This window comes from Collinsella sp. TF05-9AC, from assembly GCF_003438495.1.
Classification (GTDB): Bacteria; Actinomycetota; Coriobacteriia; order Coriobacteriales; family Coriobacteriaceae; genus Collinsella.
Window position 1 is genome coordinate 17463 of record NZ_QSSH01000031.1, and the last position, 11127, is coordinate 28589.

Sequence of the window (11127 nt, forward strand, 5' to 3'; positions counted from 1 at the left end):
AAAGCTTCTGCCGGTTCGCAATTCCTTTATCGAGCGAAAGGACATGCAGATGAGTTTGGGAAAACTGACCGTCAACGGTCGTCATGACGGTTTTTTGTGCGAGGGCAAGCCGTTCTTTTGGTTTGCCGATACGTGCTGGAGTGCGTTTACCAGCATCCCCGAGGCCGACTGGGACTACTATCTGACCCGCCGCGCCGAGCAGGGCATGAACGTGCTGCAGATTAACACGCTGCCGCAGTGGGATCGCTGCTGCCCCGATCTGGGCATTTGGCCCTATGCCAGCGAGGATGGCGTGCGCTTTGATTGGTCTCAACCCAACCAGGCGTATTGGGATCGCGCCGCCGCCATGTGCCGCGCTGCCGTCGAGCACGGCATTCGTCCGGCGCTCGTGCTCATGTGGTGCAACTACGTGCCCGGTACCTGGGGCGCTAAGATCGCCGAGCGTTGCGGTGCCGAGGTTATGCCGCGCGAGGAGGTCCGTGCCCACGTTGCCCGCGTCGTCGAGAACCTGGGCGAGTTCGATCCCGTCTATGTGGTGACGGGCGACACGGACTTTGCCGGTGACGAGGCGATTGCCTATTACGAGGATGCGCTCGACGAGGTTGCGAAGCGCGCGCCCGAGGCCCTGCGTACCATGCACATCAATCGCGGTAACCGCACGATTCCCGCGCAGTATTTGGACCGCCTGGACTTCTATATGTTCCAGCCCGGCCACAACTACGAAGGCCAGCCCGAGGCCTGGCACCTGCCGCAGGACTTTATCGCCAGCTATCCCAAAAAGCCGATGGTCAACTCCGAGCCCTGCTACGAGCAGATGGGTGCGTCGCGCAACGTGTACTGGCGTTTTACCGCGCAGGACTGTCGCGCGAGCGTGTGGTCTTCGATCCTTGCCGGCGCCAGCGCGGGCGTGACCTACGGCGCCCACGGCGTTTGGAACTGGCAGACATCGCGCAGCCAGGGTTCGGTGCTGGGTGAGGGCTTTGACATGCCGTTCCGCTGGCAGGAGTGTCTGCAGTTTGCGGGCGTGTGGGATTTTGCCGCCATCGAGCACGTGCTTGCCGGCCTGGGTGCCACGGCTAGCGACGACGCTCTCGCCGTTATCCCGGCACAGGAGCTGCTCGATGACGCGCGCGAGTCCATCCGTGTGGCGCGTATTGGCGAGCGTGTCGTTACCTATCTGCCGCGTACCACGGCGCTTACATTTAAGCTCGACGCTGCGCGCGGCTGGTCGGCGACGGCCCTCGACATGGAGGCCAAGCGTATCGCCAAGCTGCCCGTTCGCGATAACGGCGACGGTACCGTGCGCGTAGCTCAGCATCCCTTTGAGCACGACGCCCTGGTGGTCCTGACTCCCGAGCACTAACGCTTACGCTCCAACGCCCGAGCTCCAACACCTCCGATCTCTCCACCTCCTCCATCGCATGCGACCCAGTCCCTCAATAAGTTGCAGTGGAATAGTTCCTAAAAAGTGCCCCAAGCCGGCCAAACAGGAACTATTTCACCGCAACTGAGCGCGCGATCGGAGAAGGGCTCTTTTGGTTGCGGTGAAATACGGTCTAAATCCAGCCTTTTTGGCTGTAAACAGTCCGTATTCCACCGCAACTGCTGTTGAGGGCGATTGAGGTCTGATGTGTAATACTTCCGGCATTGCGTGTGTAGTAAGACCCGTTCTCCATTAAAATGGTTCTCCGGACATCTAAGCGGGTGGGGGTTACCATGAGGGACCTGGGAGACACAACCGCATATTTGCGCCGGGGCATACGGGAGATTCTGTGCCTGGCGCTTTTCTTTTTCACGTTTTTGGCCGGCGAGTACTTCTTTGACGTACGCGTGGCCGAGTTTGTGCCAGCGAACGAGGTTGTTATCTACGAGAGCATCGTCGTCGGCGCGAGCGTGATTGGCTATTTTGTGCGTCCTCTCCTGTACTATCGCCGTCCCCAGGCAATCGATGCAACGAGCGATATGACGGGCGTGCTGCTGGTGTCGGCATTGCTGCTGTTGATCATGGCAGTGCAGTTTCAGGTCGTGATTGCTGGCGGTCTGGTGGCGTGCTGCGCCTTGGGCTACTGCGGATCGACCGCCCATGCCAATCTGGCGCGGCGTTTTGCGCAGACGCCTTGTTTGGCACGTGCCGTGGCGGTTTCTTATGCTGCGGGCATTTTGGTACAGGTGCTCAACCATATGGTGATGCCTGCGGGCATCCCTCAACAGTTTGCCCTAATCGCCTGTGCGATTGCGCTGGTTGGGCTGCTTCACGGTACCCGCCGAGCTAAATTGCGTGATGAGTCTGCGCCCGAGTTCGAAGCCGAGATTGCCGAGCTATCGGTCGATGCGTCGGAGCATGGCGCCAAGTGGCGCGATAATCCCGAGGCAAAGGCGGCCTTCCAAGGTGCCGTAGTGCGCTTGACGGTGGCGACCGCCTGCCTTACCGGCGTATTCGCGGCTCTCAACGCCGGTCTTACGACCTCGCATGCCGCCGGCGCCATCGATCTGGGCGACTGGCCGCGCTTGCTGCTGGTTGTGAGTGCACTTGCCGCCGGCGCCCTGTATGACCTGCGCGGACGCTCGTATATGAATATCATCATGACGTGCGCCGCCAGGTTGTCCACGCTCTCGTTCTTCGTGCTTATCACCGATGGCAACGGCGGTAATGCGCTCGCCGCCACGATTATCTTTTACCTGGGCACGGGCTTTTTCGTGGTGTTCTTCACCGCGAAGTTCGCCGCGATTTCGATGTATGCGCGCTGGTCGTATTTGTGGCCGTGCATGGGCCGCGCCATCAACAACATTTGCTCAATGCTTGTGACGGCGCCGGCGGTGGCGATCATCTCGAGCCAAAACGTGCTGATGGCGGTGGGCGTCGTCTCGTGCTGTTTGTCGGCATTGCGATCTCGCTGCTGGGGCAGTTTGGACAAGGTGCCGAGGGCGAGGCTGCGCACAGCGGGCTGGCGCTTGCCACCGACGATCTTGGCATGGGCCGTGCGCCCGATCAGGCCGATGCGGTGCCCCTGGAGACGCCGGAGCTTTCGTTTGACGATCGACTCGACGGCTTTGTAGCCGCCTTTGGACTTACGAAGCGCGAGCGCGATGTGCTGGAGGCGTTGGTCGTTTCGGATGACAGCGTGCAGGACGTAGCGGCGGCGCTCTTCCTTTCGCGCTCTACGCTCTATCGCCACATCGCCTCGATCAACAAAAAGACCGGTGCCGCCTCGCGCGTGGCGCTCATCAACTTCTTCTGGTCCTGGACACCCCAAGACTAGCCAAAACCACCACGAAGGGGACAGGCACCTTTGTGGTGGTTTTACCTGCAAAAATATGAATATGAGACATTTGTCACCTGCCGTTTTGGCGCTCAAAGGCATATGAATGTGATGTTGAGCGAAGCAGAACGGAAGGAGTGCGTCTATGGCGTCTCGGGGTTGCGCGTCTAATAAAATTGCGGGCGCGCTTATCGCCGTGGTGGTCCTTGCTGCGGCGGTGACGCTTGTGCGGGCATACGGCTTTGGTGCCCGTGCCGACCAGGGAAAGAACGCCGCGCAAGCGTTGCTGAACGATTGTGCTGCCGATCCGGTGGCGGTCAGGCTTATCGAGGACGGAGAGGCACGGGCGGTCTATGAGACCGACGATGCCGAGCTGGTCGCATCGACCTTTGCCGCGCTCGACGGCTGCATCGTGGGAGATGAGGTGGATGAGCGGATGAGCGACGCCGGTTGCACGCTCGTTTTGTCTATGCGGACGGCTCGGAGCGATCGGTGGAGCTCGAGGGTAAGAATATCGTGCTCGACAAGACGGCATATCGCCTCGACGGTGCCGAGGAACTGTGGCGAGAGCTTGCCGCCATCAAGAACGGCCAATGAAATGAGGGATGTACGGGATGAGTGACTTGAGATTCTGTCCGGCGTGCGGAGCGCAGCTGCCTCGGGTCGCCGGCGTGCCGGTGCGATTTTGCCCGGGCTGCGGCGTCCGGCTTGAGGACATTGCATGCGGCCCGGATGCCACGGGGTCTGTGAATGATGCGGCTGACAATGATGGCACGGGTGAAGGTTGCGAGCCGAGTGTGGCCGTGCCGGCAGATGTGCCAACGCGGAGTGCCGAGGCGGCGTCGCCGTCTGGCGGTACAGCCTCGGCGGATGCTCCCCGCGCCGGCGACCTTGAGCTCCATACCGCATGCGATGCTTCTGGCGGTCAGGCGCTCGCGCAGGTGGCGTTGCCGCGGGGCTGGCGTATCGAAGAGGCGCATCTTGAGCGCAGCAGTAGCTTCGACTGCCCGATTTCAGTTGGCGTGACGGCGGCGGGCCTGGCGGGCGAGCGGATTGTGTACCGCTCCGAGCTCTGCTACGTGGATGCGGGCGCCGTTGCCAAACGTATCCCCACGCAAACCGAGCGCAAGGCGTTTATGCACGTGGAGGCAGCTTGCGACGAGTTGGCCCAGGCCTGCGCAGCACAGCTGGGCGCGCGGGCGGAGGTTGTGGCCGAGCAGCCGTACCCATCGAGCGCAGCGGTCGATATCGAGCACGAGCGTGCCCGCGTAAAGCGCGAGGCGGCAAACGACTTTGCGATTCAGGGCTTTTCGATGGAACCGAGCGATGTGGTCTATGAGTGCCGCATGCGTCGATATCGGCTCGCGGGCGTCCCGGCGCCTACCGAGCTTGCAGTGGCGGCAAAGGTCGAGGGCTATGTAGTCTCGATCGGTGGAGTCGCGGGTTCTGTGGGTAAAGGCGTTGCCGCCGGGGCCGAGGCGCTGCTGGGCGCGGGCCTTTCGAGCGGACTGATCGGTGGCGTTCTGGGTAAGCGCCTGCGCGAGCGCCAGGCGGCTGCGGCGGCGGGTCAGCGCGCCGCGAAAGATCAGGCTCCGGATCAGGGCGATTGCCCAGACGGGGCGCCGTTCAAGCTGGGCGCGGCAGACCTGTTGCAGTGGCGTATCAGGGACAGCTTCTGCCTGGTTGCGCCGGAAGGCCGTCTGGACGAGGCGGCCTCCACGGCGCTTGCCTCAATGGCGTCGACTCTGCGGCTCAACCCGTCGATTGCGCGCGAAGCGTGCGCTCAAAAGCAGCAGATGGTGCTCGAGCAGCGTCAGCGCACGCAGATGAACATCGCCCAGCAGCAACAGCAGTTCGCGGCCTGGCAGCAGATGCATGCCTCGCAGCAGGCGGCGTTCGACAGCTACCAGCAGGCTTGGTTTGAGCGCAGCGATCGTCAACACGCCGCGAATATGGCCGCCAGCGCGGCCAATTTCTCCAGCGCAGGTGTGGGAACGGGCGCGGCGTCGTATTCCGATGCCATCCGCGGGGTCAACCATTACACCAGGCCCGACGGTACCGATGTCGAGGTTTCGGTGATGGCGGATCAAGCTTGGGTGAACGGCTCGGGCGACGTGATCGGCACGCGCGATGGCTTTGAGCCCGGTTTTGGCTGGACGGAGCTGCCCCGTCAATAGCGTGAGTGGGCTACGGGAGGATCGGTGTCGAGGTGTTGCTCGGCGCTGTGATAAGAAACGGGAAAGGAACAACGATGAGGGAGACGGTTATTTCGCGCACGGCGTTTGTCGCGGCGGCGGGAACGGCGTTGCTGACGCTTGCGGGATGCGGTGGACAGCAGGCGCAGGACACGACGGGTTTTAACGACGATCGCCCGGTAAAGGACAAGATGGATGCGGGCTCGTCATCGGGTGATTCCGGTGATGCGGGCGGCGGTGCGGACACAGACAGCGGCTCGGCGGACGCGTTCGATACGTGGTCGGATGACTGCTGGGATGCGCACCGCAACATCAGCATCGCAGCGTTGCTCGAGCTTAAGGGCTGGCAGTTGCAGGAGTTTGCGTCGCAACAGGGTTATACCTGGCAAGATGCGCTCGAGATGTACGAGAACGAGGCAGGTCGCGTGCTCAGCGTCTGCAATATCAGCAAGGATGGCGCAACCGAATGGCTCGGCGAGGATGAAATCGGAAAGCTCGACAAGGGCGGCACCGGGAGTACCGTGATGTTTACGCTGCAGCTTGCGGGCTATTCGAGCTGCGAGGATGTTATCGCGGGCTTTTCCGTTCCGGTTGAGGACCGCGCGCAGATTACCTCGGGCTCGTGGATTGCGTGCGTCTACGGTTCCAACATGGCGCGTCACGTTGCCATGGTGAGCCAAATGGAAAACGGCGACTACCGCCTGGACCTCATTACCGAGGAGGCCATCAAAACCGGTACGTTTACCCAAGGCGGCGGTGCCCCCACGATTAACGAATTTTGGCAGGAGAAGACCGGGCGCGCGCTCGGCTAAGTGCGATGCGGCCAATAGCATAGCGAGGGACGAACATGATGAACGAGATGACGATGAGCCGTGCGGTCTTTGTGGCGGGCGCGGGCGCGGCGGCTTGCGCGCTGGCTGGCTGCTCGGGCACAACGGGCGGCGCCAAAGCAGCGAGCACGGCGGACGCCGCCTGCGTGGACGACAATGCTAACGTGACGGTCTATGCCGCGATCAACTTGGCTGGTGCCGATATGGTGCGCCTGCTCAAACATCAAAATTATGAGTGGCAAGGCGAGAACGTGGGCTACGGCGCCGTCGATGACGCGGGATTTTTCGCTTTTACCTTTTCCAAGGTTTCGGACGATGTGGACGAACTTGCGAACAGCGCGATACCGCTTTCGGAGTCCGAGTACGAGGCGCTTGAACCGGGCGGCGGAGACGAAAACATCGCGATTCTGCTCTCGGTGGGCGGCTATACGAAGGGCGAGCGGGCGCTCATCGGCGCGATTGGCGATGCGGCGATGGTGCAGGAGAAATGCACGATCGATGATACCCAGTATTGGCTGGTCAAGGCGCTTGACGGCCACCGCTACGTGATTATGGCCAACGACACCGAAGACGATGGCGATAGCGCTCATGACATCTATATCTACAATGAGGCTTTTATTCGAACCGGCTACTTGAGCGGCGGCGACCAGATCGATATCGATGAGCTCTGGAGCCGCCTGATCAACGCCTCGTAACGCTCCAAAACCACCACGAAGGGGATAGGCACCTTTGTGGTGGTTCAATAAGTTGCGGTGGAATAGTTCCTGAATAAGGCTTGGGGGTCTTAAAACAGGAACTATTTCACCGCAACTGCTGAGGGGACGGGTTGTGGAAACGGCTGCCGTGGTGGACTCGGGCTGTCTGTTACAGCAGTTCGCCGTGGCGGGCTATGAAGCGGCGCTTTGTCAGCTGGGTCAGCGCAATATAGGCGGCGACGATGCCGATGAGCAGCGTAAAGAAGCTCGCCGGCAGCGGCATGAGGCCCAGAGCCTCGGCGATGGGGCTTGCCGGCAGCCAAGTGACGAGCGTCAGGCCCAGTACGGTGAGCACGCACAGCGCGGGCGCGGCGTGGTCGCGCGGGCTCGGCAGGTGCGGGGAGCGCAGCATGTGGATTACGAGCGTCTGCGACCACATAGACTCAACGAACCAACCGCTCTGGAAAATCGCCGCAAAGGTTGCGATGCCGGCAACATTGCCCGCGGCGGCAAGCTCGGCCCAGCTCGCGCCCACGGTGGCGGGGCACACCGCAAAGAAGAGCGCGGCGAAGGTCACGATGTCAAACAGCGAGCTCACGGGGCCCAGCTCGAGCATAAAGCCCTTGATGGACGCAGCGTCCCAGGCGCGCGGGCGGGCAGTCCAGGCATCGTCGACGGTGTCCCACGGCAGCGCGATGCACACGATCTCGTAGACCAGCGACAGCAGCACCAGCTGCAGGGCGCTCATGGGCAAAAACGGCAGGAACAGGCTCGCGACGGTCACGGACAGCACGTTGCCAAAGTTGGAGCTCACCGTGGTCTTGAGGTACTTGAGTAGGTTGCCGTAGGTGCGACGGCCTTCGATGATGCCGCGCTCGATCACGCCCAGGTCCTTCTGGAGCAAGATGATGTCGGCGGATTCTTTGGCGATGTCAACGGCCGAATCGACCGAGATGCCGCAGTCGCTCGCACGCATGGCGGCGGCGTCGTTGATGCCATCACCCATAAAGCCCACGGTATGGCCGAGCAGTTCACGCATGACGCGCACCAAGCGCGCCTTCTGCAGCGGCGAGAGCTTGGCAAAGAGATGGGTCTGCTCGGCGCGCTCCGCCAGCTCGGCGTCGTCGAGCGCATCGATCTCGGAGCCCAGCAAAACGTTGCTTGCGTCGATGCCAATCTGCTCGCAGACGGTGGCGGCGACGCGGTCGTTGTCGCCGGTCAGGACTTTTACCGCCACGCCCTTGGCCTCGAGGGTGGCGACGGCGCCCGCGGCGCTCGCTTTGGGCGGATCGAGGAAGGCCAAAAAGCCCATCAGCACCATGTCGCACTCGTCGGCGATGCCAAACTCGCCCACGGTGCGCGGGTTGGTCTTCTGCGCCACGGCGATCACGCGCAGGCCCTCGGCATTGAGTCCTGCCACCTGCTTGCGAATCTGGGCAAGCTTCTCGTCGGTAAGCGGCTGAGCGGTGCCGTCCACCTCGACGTAGGAGCAAATCTCGAGCATTTCCTCGGCAGCGCCCTTGGTGACCATCTGGGTCTTTCCTTGGGCGTCGGCGACGACCACGCTCAGGCGACGACGCGAGAAGTCGAAGGGCACCTCGTCGACCTTGGTGTAGCGGTCGCGCAGGCTCTGGCCCAGCATGGAATCGGGTGCGACGGTCGAGGGTGTCACATCGGCACGGTCGATTACGGCCAGGTCGATAAGATTTTTGAGGCCGGTCTGGAAGAAGCTGTTCAAAAACGCATGGCGCAGCACGCGCGCGTCCTCGTTGCCATCGGTGTTGAGGTAGCGCTCGAGCACGATGCGGTCTTCGGTGAGGGTGCCGGTCTTGTCGCAGCACAGGACGTCCATGGCGCCCAGGTTTTGAATCGCCGGCAGCTCCTTGACGATAACCTGGCGACGGGCGAGGTCCTTGGCGCCCTGCGACAGGCTCGTGGTCACGATGACGGGGAGCATCTGCGGCGTGATGCCCACGGCCACGCTCGTGGCGAACAGCAGCGCGTCGATGACGTTGCCCTTGGTGGCGGCGTTGATGGCAAAGACGGCCGGCGCCATAACGAGCATGAGGCGTACGAGCAACATGGAGACGCTCGAGACGCCGCGGTCAAACGCGCTCTTTTCGCCGCGCCCGTTGAGTATCTTGGCGATGCCGCCCAGGTAGGTGTCCGAGCCGGTGGCAACGACAAGCGCCATGGCGGTGCCGTTTTGCACGGAGGTGCCGGTAAAGACGATGTTCTTGCAGGCAGAGAGTGGCGGCGCGGAGCCGTCGGCACCCTCGACGACGGTGACGGCAGCGGTCTTCTCGACTGCCTCGCTCTCGCCGGTGAGTGCGGACTCGATGACAAACAGGTCGCGCGCGGTGATGACGCGGGCATCTGCTGGCACCATATCGCCGGCAGAGAGGCGGATCACATCGCCGGGGACGAGCTCGTCGAAGAGGATCTCGATGCGCTCGTCGTCGCGCAGGGCGGTGCAAGTGTTGGAGACCAGGTCCTTGAGGGCCTCTGCCGCATTGCCGCTGCGGGCTTCCTGGATAAACTTCATGCCGCCCGATACCAGCAGCATGATGCTGATGACGATGACCGTGGAGGGGTCGCGCTGCGGCTCGGGCACGGCGAGCACGTCGATGTAGAGTGAGACCAGCGCGAGCGCGGCGAGGATGCCGGCGAAGGGATCGATGAACGCGTCGGCGATGCGGCGGGCGAGCGTCTTGGTCGGCGCTTCGATGGTGTTGGGGCCGGCGGCATCCAGGCGCTCGGTTGCCTGCTCGGCGGTGAGGCCGTTTGCCGTGGCGTCAAGCAGTACGAGAGCGTCCTCGGCGCTATGGGTGGCGGCGAATATGGTGTTCTTGGACAGGCCGGTGCGAGCGGCAGGGCGCGCCGTGCGGCGGCGCTTGGAGATGGCTTCGAGAACCGTGGCGGTTTTGAGCATCAGCATAGGGTCCTCCTTGTTGAAGGGAGTTAGCGTACGTGTCGTATTGAGTTGCAAAAAACCTAGATGTCGCTCACGTCAAGCTCACGAACTACCACAAAGGGGACAGGCACCTTTGTGGGGGGGGGTTGACGATCTGCCGGTGGCGTTTATGCGTGTGCGGAGTCCTCGCGGCGTGCCGAGGGCGACATGCAGGTTTTTCGACTAGGACTGCCTTCCATGGCACACCTCCTAAAGGCTGAGCGCAGCGCGCTTTGGGTGTCTCGTACCCCTTTTTAATCCGCCCGTATTCTTGATGAGGGGGTTTGACATGTCAACCCCATTGTTCGGAAAACCATTCCCTCTGACAAAGCCTTTACAGAATGCCGTGGCCCCAAAGCGCGCCCGCATCGACGCTTCGCCTGCGCTAAACTGGAAGGCACGTACGCGATTACGAGAGGAGCCCGCATGGAGGCTTACAAGCAAGAGTTCATCAAGTTTATGGTTGAGTCCGACGTCCTTAAGTTCGGCAGCTTTACGCTCAAGAGCGGCCGTCAGTCTCCGTTCTTTATGAATGCCGGCGCTTACGTGACGGGCTATCAGCTCAAGAAGCTGGGCGAGTATTACGCCCAGGCCATCCACGATAACTTTGGCGACGATTTTGACGTGCTGTTTGGGCCGGCCTACAAGGGCATTCCGCTGGCCGTCGTGACCGCAATTGCCTACCACGAGCTGTACGGCAAGGAGGTCAAGTACTGCTGCGACCGCAAGGAGGCCAAGGACCACGGCGCCGACAAGGGCAACCTGCTGGGCTATGAGCCCCAGGACGGCGATCGCGTGGTCATGGTCGAGGACGTCACCACCAGCGGCAAGTCCATCGACGAGACCTATCCCAAGGTTAAGGCTGCTGCCGACGTCGAAATCAAGGGCCTGATCGTGTCCCTCAACCGCATGGAGGTCGGCAAGGGCGGCGTGACCACCGCGCAGAAGGAGATCGAGGCCAAGTACGGCTTCCCCGTCGCGAGCATCGTCTCCATGGCCGAGGTCGTCGAGACCCTCTACAACCACGAGATTGACGGCAAGGTCGTCATCGATGACGAGCTCAAGACCGCCATCGATGCCTACTACGAGCAGTACGGAGCACGTTAGTTACGGCGTTTTACCAAACGCCGTAACTGCTCGGCGCTGCGCGGGCCGCATTTGGACAATCTGACGTTCAACTTCAAGGGCGCGACC

9 protein-coding genes are annotated in these 11127 nt (G+C 62.1%); 8 read left to right on the forward strand and 1 reads right to left on the reverse strand.

Translation table 11 applies throughout. The features are described 5' to 3' along the window. Positions 1-49 precede the first annotated feature (49 nt). The 7 genes from DXC52_RS08275 (at position 50) to DXC52_RS08305 (ending at position 6980) form a co-directional block, all read left to right on the forward strand. Positions 50-1363, forward strand: coding sequence for a DUF4038 domain-containing protein (locus DXC52_RS08275; RefSeq protein WP_117746881.1), 1314 nt, complete (start codon positions 50-52; stop codon positions 1361-1363). Between the two features lie 353 nt (positions 1364-1716). Then, positions 1717-3057, forward strand: a complete 1341-nt coding sequence (locus DXC52_RS08280) for a hypothetical protein (protein WP_117746882.1) — start codon at positions 1717-1719, stop codon at positions 3055-3057. Continuing rightward, complete coding sequence (locus DXC52_RS08285) at positions 3003-3260, forward strand: helix-turn-helix transcriptional regulator (protein WP_158554623.1); 258 nt, start codon at positions 3003-3005, stop codon at positions 3258-3260. The genes DXC52_RS08280 and DXC52_RS08285 overlap by 55 nt, the downstream gene beginning before the upstream one ends. A 145-nt stretch (positions 3261-3405) precedes the next feature. Beyond that, the gene (locus tag DXC52_RS08290) at positions 3406-3882 is read left to right on the forward strand and encodes a hypothetical protein (RefSeq protein WP_117746884.1); all 477 of its coding nucleotides are present in this window, start codon (positions 3406-3408) and stop codon (positions 3880-3882) included. Next, the gene (locus tag DXC52_RS08295; RefSeq protein ID WP_147330615.1) at positions 3875-5437 is read left to right on the forward strand and encodes a zinc ribbon domain-containing protein; all 1563 of its coding nucleotides are present in this window, start codon (positions 3875-3877) and stop codon (positions 5435-5437) included. Before DXC52_RS08290 ends, DXC52_RS08295 begins: the two co-directional genes overlap by 8 nt. Positions 5438-5511: 74 nt before the next feature. Beyond that, complete coding sequence (locus tag DXC52_RS08300) at positions 5512-6267, forward strand: hypothetical protein (protein ID WP_117746886.1); 756 nt, start codon at positions 5512-5514, stop codon at positions 6265-6267. A gap of 35 nt (positions 6268-6302) precedes the next feature. After that, positions 6303-6980 (forward strand): hypothetical protein, encoded by a 678-nt coding sequence (locus DXC52_RS08305; protein ID WP_117746887.1) that lies wholly within the window; start codon positions 6303-6305, stop codon positions 6978-6980. Between the two features lie 169 nt (positions 6981-7149). Here DXC52_RS08305 and mgtA read toward each other — a convergent pair whose 3' ends face one another. Next, a complete protein-coding gene (gene mgtA, locus DXC52_RS08310; protein WP_117746888.1) occupies positions 7150-9918 on the reverse strand; it encodes a magnesium-translocating P-type ATPase in 2769 nt (922 codons plus the stop codon). Positions 9919-10359: 441 nt separating this feature from the next. Between mgtA and pyrE the strand changes: the two genes are divergently transcribed. Further along, positions 10360-11040, forward strand: coding sequence for an orotate phosphoribosyltransferase (gene pyrE, locus DXC52_RS08315; protein WP_117655467.1), 681 nt, complete (start codon positions 10360-10362; stop codon positions 11038-11040). Positions 11041-11127: the final 87 nt, after the last annotated feature.